At 47.4% G+C, this 19,980-nt stretch carries 20 protein-coding genes; 7 read left to right on the plus strand and 13 right to left on the minus strand.

Annotated features, from left to right (window positions below):
• Nucleotides 1–43 precede the first annotated feature (43 nt).
• Nucleotides 44–808: a class I SAM-dependent methyltransferase gene (locus ACKU40_RS10345; protein ID WP_320172723.1), complete on the plus strand. Its 765-nt coding sequence runs from the start codon at nucleotides 44–46 to the stop codon at nucleotides 806–808.
• Nucleotides 809–845: 37 nt separating this feature from the next.
• Here ACKU40_RS10345 and aroC read toward each other — a convergent pair whose 3' ends face one another.
• Nucleotides 846–1,898, minus strand: a complete 1,053-nt coding sequence (gene aroC / locus ACKU40_RS10350; RefSeq protein WP_320172724.1) for a chorismate synthase — start codon at nucleotides 1,896–1,898, stop codon at nucleotides 846–848.
• 1 nt (nucleotide 1,899) lies between these two features.
• Nucleotides 1,900–2,430: a shikimate kinase AroL gene (gene aroL, locus ACKU40_RS10355; protein WP_320172725.1), complete on the minus strand. Its 531-nt coding sequence runs from the start codon at nucleotides 2,428–2,430 to the stop codon at nucleotides 1,900–1,902.
• Between the two features lie 273 nt (nucleotides 2,431–2,703).
• Here aroL and ACKU40_RS10360 point away from each other — a divergent pair, with 273 nt between their 5' ends.
• A complete protein-coding gene (locus tag ACKU40_RS10360; RefSeq protein WP_320172726.1) occupies nucleotides 2,704–5,208 on the plus strand; it encodes a mechanosensitive ion channel domain-containing protein in 2,505 nt (834 codons plus the stop codon).
• Nucleotides 5,209–5,250: 42 nt separating this feature from the next.
• Here ACKU40_RS10360 and ACKU40_RS10365 read toward each other — a convergent pair whose 3' ends face one another.
• The 4 genes from ACKU40_RS10365 to ACKU40_RS10380 form a co-directional block, all read right to left on the minus strand.
• The gene (locus ACKU40_RS10365) at nucleotides 5,251–5,667 is read right to left on the minus strand and encodes a rhodanese-related (seleno)protein (protein ID WP_320172727.1); all 417 of its coding nucleotides are present in this window, start codon (nucleotides 5,665–5,667) and stop codon (nucleotides 5,251–5,253) included.
• Nucleotides 5,668–5,772: 105 nt separating this feature from the next.
• Nucleotides 5,773–7,110 (minus strand): APC family permease, encoded by a 1,338-nt coding sequence (locus ACKU40_RS10370; RefSeq protein ID WP_320172728.1) that lies wholly within the window; start codon nucleotides 7,108–7,110, stop codon nucleotides 5,773–5,775.
• A 157-nt stretch (nucleotides 7,111–7,267) separates the two neighbouring features.
• A complete protein-coding gene (locus ACKU40_RS10375) occupies nucleotides 7,268–7,606 on the minus strand; it encodes an STAS domain-containing protein (protein WP_320172729.1) in 339 nt (112 codons plus the stop codon).
• A 103-nt stretch (nucleotides 7,607–7,709) separates the two neighbouring features.
• Nucleotides 7,710–8,159 carry an ATP-binding protein gene (locus tag ACKU40_RS10380; RefSeq protein WP_320172730.1) on the minus strand — a complete coding sequence of 150 codons (450 nt, stop codon included), beginning with the start codon at nucleotides 8,157–8,159 and terminating at the stop codon, nucleotides 7,710–7,712.
• 126 nt (nucleotides 8,160–8,285) lie between these two features.
• Here ACKU40_RS10380 and ACKU40_RS10385 point away from each other — a divergent pair, with 126 nt between their 5' ends.
• From ACKU40_RS10385 to ACKU40_RS10395, 3 genes are read left to right on the plus strand one after another with little or no spacing between them, the layout of a single operon-like run.
• Nucleotides 8,286–10,781 carry an ABC transporter ATP-binding protein/permease gene (locus tag ACKU40_RS10385; protein WP_320172731.1) on the plus strand — a complete coding sequence of 832 codons (2,496 nt, stop codon included), beginning with the start codon at nucleotides 8,286–8,288 and terminating at the stop codon, nucleotides 10,779–10,781.
• A 2-nt stretch (nucleotides 10,782–10,783) separates the two neighbouring features.
• Nucleotides 10,784–11,281, plus strand: coding sequence for a cyclic nucleotide-binding domain-containing protein (locus ACKU40_RS10390; protein ID WP_320172732.1), 498 nt, complete (start codon nucleotides 10,784–10,786; stop codon nucleotides 11,279–11,281).
• 27 nt (nucleotides 11,282–11,308) lie between these two features.
• Nucleotides 11,309–11,911 carry a hypothetical protein gene (locus tag ACKU40_RS10395; RefSeq protein ID WP_320172733.1) on the plus strand — a complete coding sequence of 201 codons (603 nt, stop codon included), beginning with the start codon at nucleotides 11,309–11,311 and terminating at the stop codon, nucleotides 11,909–11,911.
• A gap of 79 nt (nucleotides 11,912–11,990) precedes the next feature.
• Here the strand turns inward: ACKU40_RS10395 and hepT are convergent, their stop codons facing one another.
• The 7 genes from hepT to rfbC form a co-directional block, all read right to left on the minus strand.
• The gene (gene hepT, locus ACKU40_RS10400) at nucleotides 11,991–12,413 is read right to left on the minus strand and encodes a type VII toxin-antitoxin system HepT family RNase toxin (RefSeq protein WP_320172734.1); all 423 of its coding nucleotides are present in this window, start codon (nucleotides 12,411–12,413) and stop codon (nucleotides 11,991–11,993) included.
• A complete protein-coding gene (gene mntA / locus ACKU40_RS10405; RefSeq protein ID WP_320172735.1) occupies nucleotides 12,394–12,900 on the minus strand; it encodes a type VII toxin-antitoxin system MntA family adenylyltransferase antitoxin in 507 nt (168 codons plus the stop codon). Before mntA ends, hepT begins: the two co-directional genes overlap by 20 nt.
• 48 nt (nucleotides 12,901–12,948) lie before the next feature.
• Complete coding sequence (gene qrcD / locus ACKU40_RS10410) at nucleotides 12,949–14,181, minus strand: menaquinone reductase integral membrane subunit QrcD (RefSeq protein WP_320172736.1); 1,233 nt, start codon at nucleotides 14,179–14,181, stop codon at nucleotides 12,949–12,951.
• Nucleotides 14,182–14,195: 14 nt separating this feature from the next.
• Entirely contained in the window at nucleotides 14,196–14,954 is a 759-nt protein-coding gene (gene qrcC / locus ACKU40_RS10415) for a menaquinone reductase iron-sulfur cluster-binding subunit QrcC (protein ID WP_320172737.1), read from the minus strand.
• A 23-nt stretch (nucleotides 14,955–14,977) separates the two neighbouring features.
• The gene (gene qrcB / locus ACKU40_RS10420; protein WP_320172738.1) at nucleotides 14,978–17,047 is read right to left on the minus strand and encodes a menaquinone reductase molybdopterin-binding-like subunit QrcB; all 2,070 of its coding nucleotides are present in this window, start codon (nucleotides 17,045–17,047) and stop codon (nucleotides 14,978–14,980) included.
• Nucleotides 17,048–17,060: 13 nt separating this feature from the next.
• Nucleotides 17,061–17,612 (minus strand): menaquinone reductase multiheme cytochrome c subunit QrcA, encoded by a 552-nt coding sequence (qrcA, locus tag ACKU40_RS10425; protein ID WP_320172739.1) that lies wholly within the window; start codon nucleotides 17,610–17,612, stop codon nucleotides 17,061–17,063.
• A gap of 192 nt (nucleotides 17,613–17,804) precedes the next feature.
• Complete coding sequence (gene rfbC / locus ACKU40_RS10430; RefSeq protein WP_320172740.1) at nucleotides 17,805–18,356, minus strand: dTDP-4-dehydrorhamnose 3,5-epimerase; 552 nt, start codon at nucleotides 18,354–18,356, stop codon at nucleotides 17,805–17,807.
• Between the two features lie 260 nt (nucleotides 18,357–18,616).
• On the opposite strand from rfbC, the gene ACKU40_RS10435 reads away from it, so the two are divergent.
• Complete coding sequence (locus ACKU40_RS10435; RefSeq protein ID WP_320172741.1) at nucleotides 18,617–19,177, plus strand: CvpA family protein; 561 nt, start codon at nucleotides 18,617–18,619, stop codon at nucleotides 19,175–19,177.
• Complete coding sequence (mazG, locus tag ACKU40_RS10440) at nucleotides 19,178–19,945, plus strand: nucleoside triphosphate pyrophosphohydrolase (RefSeq protein WP_320172742.1); 768 nt, start codon at nucleotides 19,178–19,180, stop codon at nucleotides 19,943–19,945. It abuts the gene before it with no gap.
• The last annotated feature ends 35 nt before the right edge of the window (nucleotides 19,946–19,980 follow it).

Genomic DNA, 19,980 nt, shown 5'->3' on the forward strand with positions numbered 1-19,980 from the left:
TTACGTGCTCGTTCCAATAATCCAAAACAATAGGAGTCATCCAATGACGCAGATAAATTACTCAAAATCATCAAAATATACTGATCTGGACACCATCTATGCACAATGCAGCGGTCCCGGAGGCTTGAAGCTAAGCGACTTCATGGCCCAGAAAATGGGAATCCTGTCCGGTACGCGACTGCTGGATGTAGGTTGTAACCGAGGAGTTCAGGCCTGCTTCCTCGCAAAGGAGTACGGAGTATCCGTATTTGGTATTGACCCTTGGGATGACCGCATGGACGGCAGACCGATGGTTGAACATGCCCAAGCCAACGCTCGGCAATGGGGTGTGGAAAATCTGGTTTTGACTCAGAAAATAGGTGTACCTGAAACGCACCTAGCCTCTGAATCATTCGACTTTGCCACCTCTACAACAGCGCTCGAAATGGTACGCGGAATCAGTGGCGAAGAAGGCTATATTGAATGCCTTAAGGAAATTCGCCGGATACTCAAGCCGGGTGGCACCTTCGCCTTGGGCGAGCCCATGCACCTTGATGTACCGTTGCCCGAAGACTTGGAACCGTACGTTTCACAACCGGAATTTCCGTGGAAGGAATGCTTCAGAACTGTAGACAGAACTGTTGCCGACCTTAAGCGGGCCGGATTTGAAATTATCGAGAGCGGCTATGCACCTGATGCATGGGACTGGTGGACGGAATTCGCCAAGCATGATCCTTTCTGCAAGAAGGACCCGGACGATGATCCGAAAACCCTCGCTGTAGATAACGGACGCTGGACCAGCTTCGGTTATATAATCGCCAAGAAATAAAAAAGGGGCAGACGCTTATGTGTCTGCCCTTCATTTTTTAACCCATTCTTCGTTGCAGCAAAATAAAATCCGCTACCGTAAGCATGGCCATGGATTTAAGCACCGGCACAATACGCGGAATTGCGCAGATATCGTGCCTGCCGCCAATCTTGATCTCAGTTGCGTTGCCGTCGCGGTCAACGGTCTGCTGCGGCTTGCTGATGGACGGAATCGGCTTTACATATGCACGGACAACAATATCCTGCCCGCTGGAAATACCGCCGAGAATACCGCCGGCATTGTTGCTGCAGAAACCATCGCTATCCATAAAATCGTTATTCTCGCTTCCAAGAGCGTCCGCAGCCTTGCAGCCGGAACCTATTTCAACGCCCTTCACCGCACCGACGGACATAAGCGCATAGGCAAGGCGGGCATCCAGCTTATCAAAAACAGGCTCACCGAGTCCGGCAGGCACGCCCTTTATGCATACTTCAACCACCCCGCCAAGGGTATCGCCCTGTGAACGGACTTCCTTGATACGCTCTTCCCAACGGGAAATGATATCCGGGTCAGCAGAAAAGAAAGGCATTTCGTGCGATTTTTCGGGGGTTTTAACTTCTCCGTCAATTCCGCCGATACGCACTGTGTAAGCTTGGCAGCTTATGGATTGCTGGCGCAAAAACTCCTGCGCAACAGCACCGCCGGCCACACGGGAAACAGTCTCACGACCGGAAGAACGCCCACCACCGCGATAATCACGGAGGCCATACTTGGCATCAAAAGTCCGGTCTGCATGTCCGGGCCTGTAAACGTTCATTATTTTGGAATAATCGTGGGAACGCTGATCAGTATTCTCGATGTGGAAACCAATGGAGGTTCCGGTGGTACGGCCTTCAAAAACACCGGAAAGGATCTTAACCCGGTCCGCCTCTTTGCGGGCGGTGGAAGCAATGCCCTGCCCGGGTTTACGCCGGTCCAGTTCCAGCTGGATGATCTCCTCGCTTAATTCAATTCCCGCCGGACAGCCGTCGATAACTCCGCCAAGCCCTGGACCGTGGGATTCGCCGTAGGTGGTTACCTTGAAAATCTGTCCGAATGTGTTGCCGCTCATATTATTTCTCCCCTTTGCTGAAGGATTGGTAGCTAACTAAAATTTCTCTGCAAACATCTTCAATGGAACCTGCACCGTCCGCTACAAGTTTAGCACAACCGGAATAAAAACCTTCCCGCGCTTCCAGTACTTCGCTGATTTCATCAACAATTGACTTTCCGGTAAGCGACGGACGCTGATCATGGTTTGGATCGGCTTGTAGGCGATTGGCGAGTGTCTGTACATCAGCTTTGATGTAAACGGTAAAATTATCACTTAGCAAAGCCCTGTTCTCCTCACGGACTACAATTCCGCCGCCGCAGGAGATAACCGCATTCTGCCTTAAGGATAATTCACGAAGCACCTCTGCCTCCAGATCACGGAAGCCGTCCCAACCATGCTGTTCGACATATTGAGCAATTTCGCAGCCTGCTTTCCGCACAAGTTCCTCGTCACTATCGAAAAATTCAAGACGAAGCTTATCGGCAAGCTGCTTTCCTACAGTTGTTTTACCGCAGGCGCGGGGACCAATTAGATAAATATTGGGTTCCATACTTCTCCCGGTTATAATGGGCTGTAAAAAATGTTTTATTTGTCAGATACATTTAGTACAACCAGCAGTGTACATTGAAGAATAAGAATTGCCGACTGCAGAATACATGTTTGTGGATAGAATTTTCTACCGGACACGATCCGGTCTGTACCGGAAAATTTTCTTGAAAAGATGATCACAGGCAGGACTGTGAGGAAACGAACTGAAAAGCAGTCAGCGGATGCAGATAATTAACCGGAAAAATAGCAGGCTTGTCAAGCCTTGGAGAAAAACATGCCCCTAAAGATGCAAAAAGGATTGATCCTGATTCTTTCAATTTTACTCCTCGCTTTCTCCACTGCCACACATTCACAGGCCGAGACAGCCACGCAGACTTTGCTAAACATGGTCGACACCCTTGGTGCCGATATCAATCGGCAGGATTTGGCTGTAAAGAAACTCAATCAACATATTCCGGAGATGATCAAGAAATACGATGCCCGGCTGCACACAGCGCAGGTCCGGCTGGATCAATTAAAAATGCTGCGCGGAATGGCCAAACAGACTCCGTGGTCATACCGCACGGTAATAATGCAGCTTGATGATGTGCAGGATTATATCCTGTTGGCAAAATCAGATCTGCTCATTGAAAAAAACAGGCTCAAGAAGATCAAACAGGGCTTTGATGTCATCAATGAGATCCATTTCAAAACTAAAATTACAGATCCTCTGTTAAAACAGAAACTTACCTCAACCAGAGGTAAATATCTGCGTGTCCGCGATGAAGCGGCTACCCTGAAAAAGACCCTTGATGCGGCTCTCCTGAAATCAGACAGCTTGATTGCTTCCATGAGTGAGGACCGCGAAGTAACCCACAATTTTTATGCTCAAACTTTAAAAAACTTCTACTTTGAGCCCAGTCTGGTTCTATTCTTCCCGCAGGCGTGGAATGATCTCGGCTATGCTTTTGAAGAATGGAAGGATAGCTTCACCAAGTTCTACCACCCTCTCATTGTCTGGGTTGACTGGAGTAACTTCCTGATAATCATGAGCGGCATTACCATTGTGCTTTGGCTGATCCTTCGCATATTGGTAAAAAGGATGCTTTGCCGTCCCATGTTCAGCAACCACAGGCTTGCATTATATAACACAGGACTGTTCCTCATCTCTTTTGGTACGGCAATTCTGTTTGCCCGGATTTTCACCCTTTTCACTGCCAACCAGATAACCGGATTATTATGGACGGAGGCAATAACCTTAGGGATTATCATTTGCACCCGCAATTTTCTCTGGGCCCGGGAAAAAGTTCAGCCAGCACCGCTGATCTACACCCCAATGTTCATCCTCTGGAGCCTGATGACTGCAGGCGATATCATGCACATGCTGACTCTGCCTGCCGAATGTTTATCCGTAATTTGGTTAGTGCTCAGTATCGCCGGCCTTGCTGCTTTGCACTTCAACCGCAACCGATACACGCTCCAGATTACCCGTTCCACATCCAAGGCCAATAAGATTATCCTTTCCGCATCGGTTCTTTTCACCCTGCTGGGATTCGGAACACAGTCAATGATGCTGACCCAGATATGGTTCCTCTTTCTGGTAACCATGAAAATCTGCACAGCCTTAAAAACAATTCTGATCACAGACCTGCCTCAGCCGGAATACCAGCCTCCTGAAGATCAGGAACTCAATGCGGAGGAACAAAAAAAATTCGAGCTGGGACTGCGTGAGGCACTGCACCATAACCAGATGGTTCAGCTTTTTTACCCGCTCTCGGTTTCGGTAATAATATTTATGTTTATCGGCTGGGCCACATCCTACATGGGCGGCATTCCCTTTGCCCGCTTTGTATTCCGGCACATGGACATGAACATTGCCGGAGCGGATATTTCAATAAAAAACCTTTTCTATATCCTGATCCTGTTCTTTACCGCGCGGCTGGCTCTTTTCTGGCTCAAGTCCTTTGTGAACAACACCTCAATCAATGGACAGCGGATTGAATCAGCACTCGCCCATACCCTGTCCACAATCGGATCATACATTGTCTGGGTAGTATTCCTGCTTACTTCGTTCTTCCTGCTGGGCATTCCCATGTCCGCCCTGACATGGATAGCCAGCGGCCTTTCCATCGGTATTGGTTTCGGTATGAAGGATATTGTCAGCAACTTTGTCAGCGGACTGATTATTCTCTTCGGCGGCTCCATCAAAAAAGGCGACACTCTGCAACACAAAAAGATCATCGGTACAGTGGTTGATGTGTCCATACGAAATACTACCATAAAAGCGCTGGACAACACTATGATCATCATACCGAACTCCAGTTTCCTGAAGGGTGAAATCGTCAACCTCAACTATCAGGACACCCGTATCAGGGTAACAATTCCGATAACGCTTGTTCCCGGCTCTAAGGTACAGAAGGCCAGAAAAATTATGCTTAAGGTGGTTAAAAAGCATCCCAATGTACTCAAAGATCCGGCCCCGAATATTTTGTTCAAACGCTTTGGACAGTTAGGATTAGAATTTGAAGTGCTTTTCTGGGTAAGGCATTTTGAGGATCAATATCCCACAGAATCAGATATCGTCGATGAACTGGATCAGAAATTCCAAGACAAAAAAATTAAGGTCGCCTTCCGCGGCATCAAAACCAAGTATAAACCTAAAGGTGATGAGGCTGCTCAGATTGCTGCCCAGCGCGAAGAGCTCAAAGAGAAACGCAAACGTGTCAACAAATGTTTCAGGTCGGCGGCCCTGCGCAAACACCGCTTCTTGAATAAGATTGAAATGGAGAAACCGGAATAGAAAAAGAGGGGGATTGCCTTAGCAATCCCCCTCTCTATTTTGTTACTTAGGTTCCACCGGAAAACCGGACCGATGCCATTGATGCCAGCCCCCCAGAAGTGTGCTTACGTTTGTAAACCCCATCTTCTTCAACTTACGCCCCACACGGGAGCTTGTGTATTCGTTGGGTCAAGCACAATAAACTACTATCTCAGCATCCTTGGGCAGATCGGAAGCCCATTCCTGTTCATTTCCCGGCTTGCCGCGAATTGCGCCCTTAATCTTGGACGAACTGCCACGCCAGTCAGAACCACTGCGTGAATCAACAATTATAAGCCCTTCCGAGCCAATCTTTCGCTCCAGATAATCACCGGAAACCCGGGGGACATCATCAGCATCAGCCGCAATCGGAAAGACCGCAAAGCTTGCCAAGACAGCAAGTGCTGAAGCAAAAAGAAGCAATATTAAACGGTTGCCCATTATTACCTCCACGTATTTTGTTTATTAATAAATGAACACTTTTAGTGTTCATTTTAATAATAACAAATTAATACCGGAGAACAAGAAAAACAGGCATATCCAGCTCTATTTATAACTGACGATATTCAGCTCTTCATCTTCAGGGTCATCCTCAACCGGATCACTCTGAACGTCTTCTCCTTCTTCCGAAGAACCTTCGTCCTCATCTTCAGACTCAGCTTCTTCCAGCGGAGGATAGTCACAATATTCCTTCATAGTAAAACCAAGGGCAATACCTGCAACGGCAAGACAGCCGATTGTATAAAGGAAGTAGTTGATAAATTCGATATGCAGGCAACAGACAGCTGCGGCAATCGCATGCAGTCCCAGAGTCAGAAATCTGGGCAAGTAGAAACGTCTGGCACGGCGCATGGCAATAATACCCAGAAGGTCGATCAGGGCGTAAGAGCCGAACCAGAAGCAAAGCCCTGCGGAAATGAGGGATTCCAGTTCATCCTTACCTGCCCAGCCTTTGTCCAGCATGATGGCGATAATTACGCCTAAAAAGACCGCAGCACCACCGACAGCGTAGCCGGAGTAATCCTCAGCAAGAACTCCGCGCACCTTGTGCCCGAAAAGACGAAACAGGGCACAAAGACCGGCAAAAGTTGCGAATACGATTGTACCGCCCATGAGCAGGCTACCTTTACCTTCAAGAACCTGCGCAGCAACAACAAGATGAGGAACTGTCGAATTAATTAATTCCTCAGGAGTCGCCACCAGTAAGGCGGCCCAGACGAAAAGGCCAAAAGCAACAAGCACCAGAAGAATCGCCGGGACAGCCCGTGAACCTTTATTCTCAAAAACCAAAGGCAGGTCAAATCCGACAAAAGCCAACACGCCCAGAAAAATCAATTGCATCCAGCCCATAGGCCCAGCTTCAACCAATCCTGCAGGCAGCAACGGAGCAAACATCTGCGGCAGCTCGGTAGGATAGCCCAGTCCTCCGGTTATTGGCTGGTTAACCATTACCGACACATAAACAAAGAACAGGAAGGCCAGCGTTAAAGTGCCGCCGAAAAGATCTCCGGCATATTTCTTCGAGAGAAAGCAGGCCCAGACAGCAAGGGCAAGGATGGTAAAAGAAGCACCAAGATTAGGAAAAGAGTTTATGAAAATTTCATTAACCGCATACCCGGCAACACCCAGCCATGACACAGCCAGTACGGTCAGGGTAAAAAAACGGGCTGCATCGAGAAATCCGAATGCAACGCGATCCACAGGGGTGGCACGGAGTTCCCCGGAAGAAAGTTTGTCCATACTGCGCGCGGTGCAGATGGCTGAAAGTGCGGCCAGAACAAGAACTCCCAGAAAAACAGTTCCGCCTAACCCGGCACCTTGCCCAGCGGCCTCAAGACCTCTCGGTGACATCATTACGGCAAGAGATGTGAATATACCGCTCATTTTATACCCTCCGGTGTATGTAAGAAAGCGCAACGGCTATTATAACAATAAACAACTACAGTTTCAAAAAACAAACTTCCTGTCCGCAAAAAAAGCAGACAGGAAGTAATAAAAACATGAGGTAAGGCCTGAATATGGCCTGATTAATCAGAAATGTCTAGAAAGCGCCCAGACATTCATCCATAGTGTCGTAAATGGGCAAGAAAGACACGAATCCAGAAAGGTCAAAAACTTCCCTGATGTAATCCTTAAGGGAACAGAGCATAAGTTTACCATCCCCGCCTTTGAGCTCTCTTGCTGCTTTGAGCAGAACCCGCAACCCGGCACTGGAAATATACTCAAGATTTTCAAAATCAAGAATAATCTTGCTTTCACCATCCTGAATCTGGCTTAGAAGCCTTTCTTCAAAATCATTGGATGTATTCGAATCAAGACGCCCTTTAAGCTTAAAGGTAATAATACCATCGTTTTTAATCTCACCAACTTCAAGACCCATCTTATCCTCCGTTTTCCAAAATTACCGACCGGTAAGCGGCACTGCCGATATGTTAAATATTAAAATCCGCACAACGGACTACTTATCTAATATGTATATAAAGCTATTGAATATTTTTGGTCAACGTCAATTTATTCCTGCCGTCCTTCCAAGCATACTCAATGCTGTCCATCATCTTACGCATGAAATGAATCCCCAATCCACCAACCTTGCGTTCCTCACATTTGCAGCCGACATCCGGCTCAGGAGCATCAAGGGGATTAAATTCCTTGCCATCATCCTCAATCCAAATGGTAAGTACTCCGTCTTTCAACTCCATGACAATATCGAACTTATGCCTGTCCGACTTACAGCCGTAACTGACAAGGTTAGTAAAAAGTTCATCAAGCACGAGATTAAGTTCAAACACAGTCTTATCAGAAACACCGTGTTCACTGCCGAAACTCTCTATCTTTTCAGCTAGAACCCTGAGCTCAGAAATATCGGATTTCAGGGAAAAAGAAGAAGTGACGCCGACCTCTGCCTGCGCCTCAGGATTATTTACCAAAACCATATCCTCAATTTTCTCATGTGGGACAGATAGTACGATTACCTTTAATAAGTTAGAAAACCCTTGTCGCTGCGTCAACAAAAAGGTAATAAATTTTTGTTAGATATATAGCCTAAACAGGAGTTGTTAATGATCACCAAGCGTCCGCTAACCTACTGGGTGAAGAACAGCAATATGAAATTGCAACTCATATTGCTAGTTGTAATCTTCTTTACAGTAGCAATCAGACTTGTTCCTTTGGAAATGCAGAAGAAAATCATCAACCAGGCCATTAGTATGCGCAAGGTTGACCTTCTCTTCATGTACTGTGGTTTCTACATTGCCTCTGTTGTAGCCGCCAGCCTGCTGAAATACCTGATTACTGTACTGCAGACATACATTGGTCAGGAAGCGCTGGCAAAAATGCGTAAGGAATTGTATGCTCATATATTAACCTTACCATTGAGCTATTTCCGAAAGGCCAACCCGGGAATGGTCGTTTCCTCATTGGTGACAGAGTTGGCACCGGCCGGCGAATACGTCGGACAATCCGTAGCTGTTCCGGTTACAAACCTGCTCACGCTCATAGCTTTTGCCGGATACATGTTCTTCCTGAACCCAATCATGGCCGCTATTTCCATCGCCCTTTATCCTTTTGTGATCTATCTGGTTCCAAAGCTTCAGAAGAGATCAAACAGGGCCAATAAACAAAGGGTCGATACGACGAGATACCTCTCAAGCCATATCAATGAAACTATTTCCGGTATCCATGAAATTCACGGAAACGGCTCCTATCGCATTGAAAACCGTAAGTACGGCGCCTTTGTCGATCGTCTTTTCAAGATCAGGATTACCTGGATTCTCTATAAACAGGGCATCAAAGTCCTGAACAGCTTTTTCCAAAACTTAGGCCCGTTTTTGCTCTTTATCGTGGGTGGTTACCTTGCCATTCAGGGCCGCTTCGACCTTGGTGCACTTGTAGCATTCCTTTCTGCTTATGAAAAAATTTATGATCCGTGGAAAGAACTCATGGACTTCTATCAGGTTCATAATGATTCAGCCGTCCGGTACAACCGGGTCATGGAATACTTCGACACCAAACCTGAGTTTGAACTTGAGCCAGAAGGACGCGCTCCGGTAAAACTCAAGGGAAATATCGAAGTCCAAAACCTCGGATTCACTGTTTCCGGCAACATACGCCTGCTTAAACAAATCAATATGCAGCTCAAGCCCGGAGAACAGATGGCCCTTGTAGGCTTCTCAGGAAGCGGCAAAAGTACGCTGGCCCAATGTGTATCTCAGCTATATAAATACACGGGAGGATCGGTAAAAATCGACGGCTACGAAGTCGGGGAACTGACTAAGGCTGACATGGTGCATAACATGGGCATCGTGGCCCAGTCGCCGTTCATTTTCTCAGGAACTATCAAGGACAACCTGCTCTACTCCTGTGCTGCTGTCCTTGAGGGAGACCCTGAAGCCGAACAGAAAATGCCCAGTCGGGACAATATGATTGAATCTATTCAACAGGCAGGGATTTTTGTCGATGTACTTCGTTTCGGCCTTAACACGCTGCTTGACCCGGACAAAGAGACTGAACTTTCGGAACGATTGGTCAGGGTGCGCCAAAACTTCCATTCCGATTTTGGCGACAGGCTCGCTGAGCATGTGGAGTTTTATCAGGACGGAACATACCTCGACTTCTCCTCAGTGGCAGGCAATATAACCTTTGGTCATGCCAATGATAACAGCTTCTCAGGGCGTGCATTGGTCAGCAATGAATACTTCCAGAACTTCCTCAAGGAAGCACAATTAGAAACACCGCTGCTCAGCCTCGGACGCGAATTAGCCAAACAGACCGTCGATATTCTGGGCAATCTCCCGCCGGACGAGGTTTTCTTCGAGCAGAGCCCTATTCCTTCGGAAGAATTCGAAGACTACAAACAGCTTACTACCCGTATTGACGACACCCCGCTGTTGGAACTGGAAGGTAAGGATCGTGAAATGCTGCTCCGCCTTGCTCTTGGATTTGTACCCGGTGTTCATAAAATTGTTGCCCTTCCGGCGGTACTTAAAGGGTTAATCCTTGACGGACGCAAGATGTTCAATTCCAGAATATCCGAAGATATGCCGGAAGCATTCAGCTTCTATCAGATGGCTGAATTCATCCCTTCACAAACAATTCTGGACAATATCCTCTTCGGTAAACCTAAAACCGACCATCCCAAGGTTCAGGATGCAATTAACCAATCCATGATCCAGCTGCTCATTGAGGAAGACCTTCTTGAAACAGTGGTTGAATTAGGCATGGAATTTCAGGTTGGTACCAAGGGAGATAAACTTTCCGGCGGACAGCGCCAGAAGCTGGCCATCGCGCGGACTTTCTTAAAGAATCCGCCCATCATGATTATGGATGAGGCGACCTCCGCACTGGACAACAGATCCCAGAACCGTATTCAGGGCCTTCTTGAAACCAAATGGAAAGGCAAAGCAACACTTATCTCGGTTATCCACAGGCTGGATACCATTAAGAATTATGATAAAGTGGCAGTCATGAAGGCTGGTAAATTAATGGAAGTTGGTCCCTATGAGGAACTCATGTCCAGAAAGGGACTTCTTTATGAACTCGTACATGGAGCACATTAGTCATGGCAGCAGAAACAAGCGAATACCAAGAGCATTTGGAAATAATGAGGGAGATTCCTTACTTCTCCGGTCTTGACCTTGAAGCACAGAAACTGATCGCATACCTTTGCGTGCGCGAAAAGTTTTCCGCAGGTGACGATGTCTTTGTCAGCGGAGACTTTGACCAATCCGCGTATTACCTGATCAGCGGCTCCATGGAAGCCTATCTGAATGCAGGCACTACCAAGATCCAATCTTTCAAGGAAGGGGATTTTGTCGGAGCGCTCTCGCTTATTGGCGACTCCAAACGGCTATTCACCCTTAAGGCAACATCAGACTGCGTATGCATTCGACTGACCAGTGAAAAATTCAAGAAGGCCCAAGAACAATATCCGGTTATCAGCAACAAGTTCTTGAAAGCCACAGTTGACATGATAAGCAACTGGGAAGAAAGATTTATAGCAAATTACAACGCAGGATGTTCCGGTTGCACTACTGGGATAGGATTGACTCTCATATAGGGCCTACGGGTCTACAGGAAGTATCAAATGAAGAAATATATCTTACTGACCTTATTAATTTCCTTACTTAGCATATCTGGTGCTTTCGCAGCCCAGAACGCACCGGAATCAGTTGCAGGTATAACTATCGGTAACCATATTTCAACAATCCATTCACTCTTGGAAGGTGGCTCAGCGACCTCGCCGTGGCAGGAGGAGTATATTAAAAGGATCGGATTGAAAGACATGGAAGGCTATAAGGGCGGATATGTTGTTGTCGGTAACTGCAAACGCAAGGATATTATCCTGCGCATGAAGCTCAAATACGAAGACGGCAGCATGGACTTTTTCAACAAGCTTTATAGCAAGATTGAAAAACGTTTTGGAAAGCCCAATGACTGGCGTGGGAACCCCTTCGGAACTCTCAAGGTCTGGAAATGGTCTCTGGGAGATGCAGACGGCAACGTAAGCCTTATCCTCCAGCACTTCAGCGGAGACGATGATTCCATAACCACAGGTAACTCCATCAGACTTTCCCGCCCTTCATGGATAGATCAGGAGATGGAATGCTGGGATATCAAACATCCTCCGTCAAAAGAAAAACCCATTCCTGCAAAGATGAAAGGCATGAAATGGTTTCTACCTTACTAGCCTTAAGATAGGCAGCATGAACTGGAAAGCCTCCCTGCGTTAGCGGGGAGGCTTTTTATTTAAATGAACACTTATAAAGCTACTGCTGATTTGAATCCAACCATCGCAAAACTGCGTCTCCAAAACGTGCAAAATCAATTAAATTATTGACACTAACTGCGTGGACAATTACCCAATCCAAGTTCATATATTCATGCACTGCAATATTACGCAACCCAACGCTTCGCGCTAACCGTTCAGCTAAGTTTTTATCCAGTATCCCTTCCTGACCAAGATAAATAAAACTTTCGGCCATAGATGAGGGAATTTTGAATTTTGCACTTAAAATATGAGTTGCAATATCAACACTTATTTGAACAGCACGTTGTAAGTTCAGAACAACAATATCCTGTAAGTCATAATCTGAAGCTAGCACTTCCACTTGGCTAGGAGTCTTCTGCTTAATCCTTTCAAGACATCGCTGTAAGGAAACAAGCTTCGTCTCAATAACTTTTCGATTCACTGAACCCTCTCTTTAAGTTGGCTAGCACTAAACGATTTCGTAAGGGTTCATAATCGGCTTGTTCTACAAGCATGCGATTTGCGGTTTGAGCAAGAAGAAGAGAATCTTGTCCAAATAAAGGCTTACCTGTGGTTAATATTTGTTGAAGGAGCAATCCATGGCAATTCATAAGATCGATAAGATCTACCTCACGCCCCATTTCAATACTAATAAGTGCGCGAAGCTGCATTCTTCTCTCATAAGAAAGAAGGGATGAACCTAAAACAGCAACATCTATATCACTGTCAGGTCTGTTGCTACCAGTCACAGTCGAGCCAAAAAGAATTCCGACTTCGAGATCGTCTTGCTTTTCCAGCAAAGCAGCAAGTTTTGATGTTTTTTTTATACCCATACGCATCATAAATTTAATATACCAGCCAGCATTATGATTTTCCAGCGTAAAATCTAATACAATTGGCCCTATTAACCAAAAGAGAAAAGGCCCCACTCTCACGAGCGGGGCCTTTTGACTTAACTTGTGCTTTCAGCCGAAAGACTACTTCTTGTTCAGCTTGAGTTCCTGAGGGAACATAGGCAGGTAGCGGTAGCAGAGGCTGAGTACCAGAGCACCGTATGCGCAGATCATAAGGGATGTTGCCCATTCTGCCCAGTTGGGTGCGTAGGTTTCCCAGTTATCAAAAGGCATAACCGGGATAGCGATGGTCTGGACAGTGAATACGTAACGGTTGATGGTTACGCCGATGCAGTCCAGAATTGCTGCGGTGTACAGCAGGCTGGGGTTGTTTCTGATGGAAGGAGTGATCAGCATGATTGCGGGAACTACGCCGCAAAGCACGAGCTCAGTCCAGAGCAGCCACTGGCCGTAGATGTTACCGTAGAACATCTGGTCGAAGGTCAGGCCAACGGAAGGCAGGTAACCAACAGCCCAAGCCCAGGTGTCGATGATCTTGAAGAACATGTACACGCAGAGCATGGTACCGGCAATTTTACCCATCAGAGCTTTAACTTTGTATTCCACCAGCTTCTTACCGGTCATCTTCTCGATGAGGGTACAAACCAGAACTGTGAAAACAGGACCGGAACCCACAGCGGAGAGAACAAAGAGGAAGAAGGTCCAGGGCCAGATGAAGAAACCTTCACGGAAGGCGTAAGGACGACCGAACATAACGCCGTACATACCGCCCAGAGAACCCTGGTGAAAGGTGGACAGGAAGGTTCCGATTCCTGCGAACAGAGCCATATTCACGTGCAGGTGATGGGCAAAGTGGTGCAGGAAAGGAATCTTGTTCAGCTGCTTCTGCTCGAGAACCAGCGGAATGAATTCAATGATCAGAACGGTGCAGTAGCAGGTAATACAGAAGATAACTTCTGTGAGCATGGAGTGCACGTTGGGGTGCCAGTAACCGAACCATGCGCGGATGGGCTGCCCGATATCCATGGTCAGAATGAGCATGGCTCCGGAGTAGCACAGAAATCCAACTACTACTGCAAGGTTAATAATATTTTTAAGTTGATCGATCTTGAGAATGTACTTGAGAAAACCGGTGAAGAATGCACCGGCACCAAGTGCGATAACTGCAAGGTCAAAAGTAATCCAAAGGCCGAACCCGAAGTAGTTGTCAAGGCCGGTTACGCCGATGCCGTAATAGAAAATCTTTACAGCAGCGTAGACGCCCCAGAGCAGGATGGCAGTAGGAAACACCATCCAGAGCAAGAACTTGGGCAGTCCGCAGCGTTTTACGCCTTCGGGGAAGAGATTGCTATCCATGGTAAACCTCCCTCCTAGTGCTTGTCTTCAGCTACGTGGTTATCACTCTGCTCACGGACCCAGTCACGACGGCTGATGTAGTACACCTGAGGTTCCATGCCGATAGACTCCAGAATGCGGAAAGCATTGGGGTTCTTAATCAGCTCATGAACTTTGTGCTCAGGGTTCTTGGCATCACCGAAGGAGATTGCGCCGGTGGGGCATCCTTCCAGACAGGCAGGCTGGTACCATCCGTCAGGCATCTTGGCGGGATCCAGACCTTCGGCACGGGCACGCTGACGCGCATCAAGCAGTCTGGAGTGGCAGAAGTTACATTTCTCAACAACACCGCGCGGACGGGTGGAGGTTGAGGGTGACAGCGCCTTGTCCATACCGCCGGGCCATACCGGATCAAGCCAACCAAAGTAGCGAGCGTGGTAAGGACACGCAGCCATACAGTACCTGCAACCGATGCAACGGGGATAAATCTGGCTGACGATACCGCCTTCTTCGTCCTTGGTAGTAGCAACTACAGGACAGACGGGAACGCAGGCAGGATGTCCGCACTGCATGCAGGGTCTGGGCAGGTAGGCAACTTCCCTGTTGGGAAATTCCTTACCGTTGTTGAGTTCGTACACAAGCATCCAGGTAAGGGTCTTAAGCTTGTTAGACCCTTCTTCCATGGGAGCTATGTTATTTTCAGCCTGGCAGGAGACCATACAAGCACCGCAACCGGTACACTTGTCGACATCAACTACCATGGTCCATTTAGTATCAAATTCCAATTGTTGCATAACGTGAATCCCCTGACTTTAATTTAGGCGATACTCACGAAAGAACTGGTCCACACGGACAAACCGGTGCCGGACTCAGTACCAACGGTGAGAAGTTTGGAGATGTTTTCGCCTTTACCGCTGGAGTAAGCATCCCATGCGGTGTGACCGAATCCAAGAGGTGCGGCGATAACATCGTTCATTACGCCTTCATTAATGTGGATTCTTACAGCGCACTCTCCGCCTGCTCCGGCAAGCTTGACCTTGGAACCTTCAGACACACCAAGTTTCTTGGCAGTCTTAGAGTTGACCTGAACCATAAGGTCTTTACCCAGAAGCTCAAACTTGCTGATAGCAACCACGTTCAGCGGCGGGATAGCCACAGTGGGAGTACCGAAGATAAGCTTGGAGTAAGGAGCAAGAGCGATTTCTCCACCCTTGGGCATGGCTACAGCCTTGGAGAGAACAGATGCTGCAAACTTGATGGAATCTGATTCGGTGGAATCAGATACATAAGCAGATCCTCCTACAAGGGAATCCCAGTCAGCGCCTGCTTTTTCGGCTTTAGCCTGATAAACGGCTTCTGAGGATTCGTAACCAAGGTCGATACCCAGACCGGAAGCCACGCCGAGAATTACATCAACAGTGGGCTTGCTGTTGTAGAGAGGCTCTGCAACAGGAGCACTGGCTGCGAGCATTGCTGCACCGACACCGTAAGGAGTCTGCGCATCTTCAAAACGCTCATAGCTGGTGGGGTTGGGCATAATCAGGTCAGCTTTGGAAGCTGTTTCATCCATGAAAGTGCTGAAGCTTACGAGGAAACCTGCTTTCTCAAATGCCGGAGCCAGAGCTGTGTTCTGGGGCAGAGCGTAAACAGGGTTGGCTTCGTAAGCCATCATTACTTCAGGAGCTGCAACTTTGCCTGCGGCGATACCTGCGAGGTAGCCGATAAAGTCTTTAGCAGCCAGTTCGGAACGGCCTGCAGCAGCTTCAACAGCTGCGGGCAGTTCAGGGAGAATCTTCATTCCACCGTCTTTGTTGACACGACCGAGCAGCATGTTAACAGCGGCTGCAGCAATCACGTCTGCTGCGCCGGCACCCTGAGCGAACTCGGAGCCTGCAACAACAACGGGAGCTGAAGATTTCATGATGCGCTTGGCAATTGCAGCCATTTCCACTCCGGTTACGCCGGTAGCTTTCTCCACTTTATCGGGAGAGAATCTGGACATTACCAGAGTCTTGAAGTCGGCGAAGTCGGAGGCGGAAGCGGAAGCTCCGGCCTTGAGCATATGGTAAGCAAGACCGAGACAGAAGATCGCGCCGGTGCCGGGAGCTACCGGAACCCACTTATCTGCAGCGGCTGCTGTGTTATTCTGGAAAGGACCGGCATAGATATAAGTAGTCTTAATTTCTTCACCGGTGGGACGGCTTTCAGAGTAAACACGCTGGTTTCTCACAACCGAACCCCATGAATCCATGGCATCCGCACCTACGAAAAGCACGAAGTCGGAATTTTCCAGATCATAACCGATCTGGCCTTTTCCACCCATGCTTGCCAGAGCAACGGCTGCGCCCTGCTCTTCAGAGGGCATCAGGTAGCAGTCTGCCCCCATTTCAGAAGCGAATCCGGACAGAACCTCGGTTGCGGTACCGGTGATATCACCGGAAACAACAGTGAGTTTGCCTTTCTGTCCTTTAACTGCTGCGAGTTTCTCGGAGAGAAGCTTTTCAGCATCTTCCCAGGAGATGGACTCGTATTTGCCTTCCGCGGTCTTTTTCATAGGACCGTTAATGCGGGAAGGGCTGTACATGAGCTGCGGGCCGCTGGCGCTGACAGGGTCAACACCACCTTTGCTCATTGCGTTTTCTGCATTTCCTCTGGTGAGGTAAGGGCTTCCACCCACGGATTTAACAATCTCAGCACAGGGGCTGGCACCGAATTTGGCAACAGAAGCCTGCTCGGTGATTGAACCGTATTTCAGTCTGGGAATCCAGGGCCAGTTCTGGGACCAGATAGAAGCGTCATCCAGAGATTTCCAAATTACAGGGGTGAAGAGTGAACCAACTACACCACCTGTTACCAATTGAATAAAAGTTCTGCGATCAATACCCATTGCAGTCCCTCACTTACTTATGGCAGACGTAACATGCGTTGCTGGTACCAACTTCCGCATGACAGCGTTCACACTGCCACATCTTCATGGTCTGCTTGCTGTAACCGCTGATTCTGTTTTCGTAATACGTCGGCAGCGTGTCGCTGTTGCCTACGTCGGGATGGCAATCAGTACACTCGAAGCCTTGGTGCGCCATGTGCGAAAAGTAAACGTTATCGGGCTGATACTGATAAACCAGCCAGGGTACTTCCACACCCTTCTGCAGATACTCGGTCACGTAAACTTCCTCAGCTTTGGTTTCTCCGAGGACATCTTCGTGACACTCAGCACACTGCTCGTTGGAAGGCAGACCGGCAAAGGAACCGTCTTCCAAAAACATGTGACATGACTCACAGTCCATACCTTGACCTTCAACATGAACCTTGTGGCTGAAATCGATAGGCTGGGTCTTCTGGCTATAAATAACCTGCGGGAAAACCCACCAACCAACGATCAGGCTCGCAAGGACACCGATGAAGAAAGGAAGAACTCCTCCACACTGCTTCGATGTTCTTTTTTCCTCCATAACCTCGCCCCACTACTCCTTAAGTTTTGTGAAACATAAACAACCAATTAACGCCATTTCTTCTAAAATAGAGAATCTTTCTATGTCAAGAGAATATGAAACTTTTCACAAACTCTCCAAATAAAGAAAAACACCTATTTCCTGACAAATTTATGCGAAAAAGCGTTAGCAAGACACTCTCCACAAACCAGTTTAAAACTCGAACGGAGAGTCAAACCGTGCCAGAAGAGGAAGCTCCAGGTCTTTGTCGGAAAGTACCGGATTCTTTGTCTTCCAGTCGATATTGAGCTCCGGATCATCCCACCTGATCCCGGCCTCGCTGCCGGGGGCGTACCCAGAATCGACCTTGTACATGAACTCGTTTTCCTCGGTCAGAGTTTCATATCCATGCGCAAATCCCTTGGGGATAAACAACCTCAAAAAGTTATCCGCCGATAGTTCAATTTTGAACGATCTACGGTAGGTTGGTGATCCCTTACGCAAATCTACAACAACATCGTTAACAGCTCCTCTGGTGACCCAGACAAGTTTTGACTGAGCATAAGGAGGCATCTGCAGATGCAGACCGCGAATGACGCCGAGACCGGATGAATATGCATGGTTGTCTTGAACAAAATCAGTGGGCAACCCATTTTCCGCAAAGACATTTTTATTGAAACTTTCCAGAAAAAAGCCCCGCTTATCCCTGAAAACCTTTGGCTCAATGACCACAAGTCCGGGAAATTCCGTTTCAATCAACTTCACGCATATCCTCCAAGCATGAACAATAAAGTACTGACTCTAAAAAACCATTCCCTCAAAATTAATCGAGAATTACCTGAGAACACGAAATGACACAACCTCATTTTTCACTTGATTGTCATATTTTTTATTATTTTCAAGTAGCTTCATGATATTCACTTTTCCTCTGTGGTCTGCTAGGTTCCTTTTATCTCTTTTATTGATAAGGCTTCACGCGGAGTTCGCGCATTTTTTCACAAACATAACTATTAACGGATTTCAGTATGCAAACAGCAGGCTTAGCACTTAATGCGCTGGATATCATTTTAATCGTAATTGCCGGGGCTCTGATTTTCAGGGGCTTATTACGTGGAATAGTCAGAGAAGCTATTTCCGTTTTTTCCTTAATTTTCGGCTTTTATCTTGCCGCAAAATACCATCAGGAGCTTGCCCCGTATTTTCAGACGTTTTTCGACGGCCCCGGAACAGTTAAAGCGTTCAGTTACCTTTCCATTATCGTAGCTACGCTTTTTGTAGCTTTTCTTATCGGGGTTACCATCAAGAAAATACTTACTGTAACCATGCTCAGCTGGGCGGATCAGGTACTTGGCGGAATTTTGGGCTTTGTTGAAGCTATCATTGTCGGCGGCATAATCATTGTCGTACTGAACAGCTTTACGCCCAATTCAGAATTCCTGACTAAATCCAAACTGGCTCCTAAAGTAATGTCCACGGCAAGCTTCTTTATCAGCTTTGCTCCGGACAATGTACTTGATTCATTGGATATAAAATCAATGTTTCCCGACCACTCAGAACTCACTAACCCTATAAACGATACTATTTAAATGAGCGCAAAATCCATTGAAAAACTTAAAGATGTAATTTCCTGCCTGACAGCACCGGACGGCTGCCCTTGGGACAAAGAACAGACACCTCAAACCCTTTGCGATTCCTTAATTGAAGAAGCTTTCGAGCTGGTAGAAGCGATCCGTGCTGACGACAAGCAGGAAGTAATGGAAGAGCTTGGCGACGTTATGTTCCTGCTGCTGTTCATTGCTCAGCGCTATGAAGAAGACAACGCTTTTACCTTTGCTGATGCCGTTGATTCCGGCGCCGCAAAAATGATTCGCCGCCACCCGCATGTTTTCGCGGATGCCAAAGTTGAAGATCAGGAAGAACTGCTTCGTAACTGGGAAAAAATCAAACGCAGTGAAAAAAAAGGCGACAAAAAGATTTTCGATTCCCTGCCGAAGGGATTGCCGCCCATGCTCAAGGCTTACCGCATCAATTCTAAGGCGGCCCGCAGCGGTTTCACCTATGAATCTGATGAACAATGCTTGGGCCAGCTCGATAGTGAATGGAAAGAATGGAACAACGCCTTGGAATCCGGTAACAAGGAAGCCATTGCTGAAGAATTCGGCGACTACCTGTTTACCCTTATTGAACTGGGCCGCAGAAAAGGCATTAAAGCCAATACCGCTTTGGATATCACAAACAACAAATTCCTTGAGCGTTTCGCCAAAATGGAAGACCTCGCCAAAGAACAGGGCAAGGACATTTCCGAAATGAGCCTCATCGAACAGAATGAGCTTTGGGAACAGGTCAAAAAATAATCCTGTCCGACACAACGGATATAGATCCCCGCTTT

This window comes from Maridesulfovibrio sp. (assembly GCF_963666665.1).
GTDB lineage: Bacteria > Desulfobacterota > Desulfovibrionia > Desulfovibrionales > Desulfovibrionaceae > Maridesulfovibrio.

Excerpts from the sequence above, each read along its gene's own strand:
- ACKU40_RS10435 (WP_320172741.1), top strand. The coding sequence starts at position 18,617 with ATGCAAACAGCAGGCTTAGCACTTAATGCGCTGGATATCATTTTAATC.
- qrcB (WP_320172738.1), bottom strand. The coding sequence starts at position 17,047 with ATGGGTATTGATCGCAGAACTTTTATTCAATTGGTAACAGGTGGTGTA.
- aroL (WP_320172725.1), bottom strand. The coding sequence starts at position 2,430 with ATGGAACCCAATATTTATCTAATTGGTCCCCGCGCCTGCGGTAAAACA.
- ACKU40_RS10345 (WP_320172723.1), top strand. The coding sequence starts at position 44 with ATGACGCAGATAAATTACTCAAAATCATCAAAATATACTGATCTGGAC.
- qrcA (WP_320172739.1), bottom strand. The coding sequence starts at position 17,612 with ATGGAGGAAAAAAGAACATCGAAGCAGTGTGGAGGAGTTCTTCCTTTC.
- ACKU40_RS10395 (WP_320172733.1), top strand. The coding sequence starts at position 11,309 with ATGAAGAAATATATCTTACTGACCTTATTAATTTCCTTACTTAGCATA.
- qrcC (WP_320172737.1), bottom strand. The coding sequence starts at position 14,954 with ATGCAACAATTGGAATTTGATACTAAATGGACCATGGTAGTTGATGTC.
- ACKU40_RS10370 (WP_320172728.1), bottom strand. The coding sequence starts at position 7,110 with ATGAGCGGTATATTCACATCTCTTGCCGTAATGATGTCACCGAGAGGT.
- ACKU40_RS10360 (WP_320172726.1), top strand. The coding sequence starts at position 2,704 with ATGCCCCTAAAGATGCAAAAAGGATTGATCCTGATTCTTTCAATTTTA.
- mazG (WP_320172742.1), top strand. The coding sequence starts at position 19,178 with ATGAGCGCAAAATCCATTGAAAAACTTAAAGATGTAATTTCCTGCCTG.
- aroC (WP_320172724.1), bottom strand. The coding sequence starts at position 1,898 with ATGAGCGGCAACACATTCGGACAGATTTTCAAGGTAACCACCTACGGC.
- qrcD (WP_320172736.1), bottom strand. The coding sequence starts at position 14,181 with ATGGATAGCAATCTCTTCCCCGAAGGCGTAAAACGCTGCGGACTGCCC.
- ACKU40_RS10380 (WP_320172730.1), bottom strand. The coding sequence starts at position 8,159 with ATGGTTTTGGTAAATAATCCTGAGGCGCAGGCAGAGGTCGGCGTCACT.
- ACKU40_RS10385 (WP_320172731.1), top strand. The coding sequence starts at position 8,286 with ATGATCACCAAGCGTCCGCTAACCTACTGGGTGAAGAACAGCAATATG.
- ACKU40_RS10375 (WP_320172729.1), bottom strand. The coding sequence starts at position 7,606 with ATGGGTCTTGAAGTTGGTGAGATTAAAAACGATGGTATTATTACCTTT.
- ACKU40_RS10390 (WP_320172732.1), top strand. The coding sequence starts at position 10,784 with ATGGCAGCAGAAACAAGCGAATACCAAGAGCATTTGGAAATAATGAGG.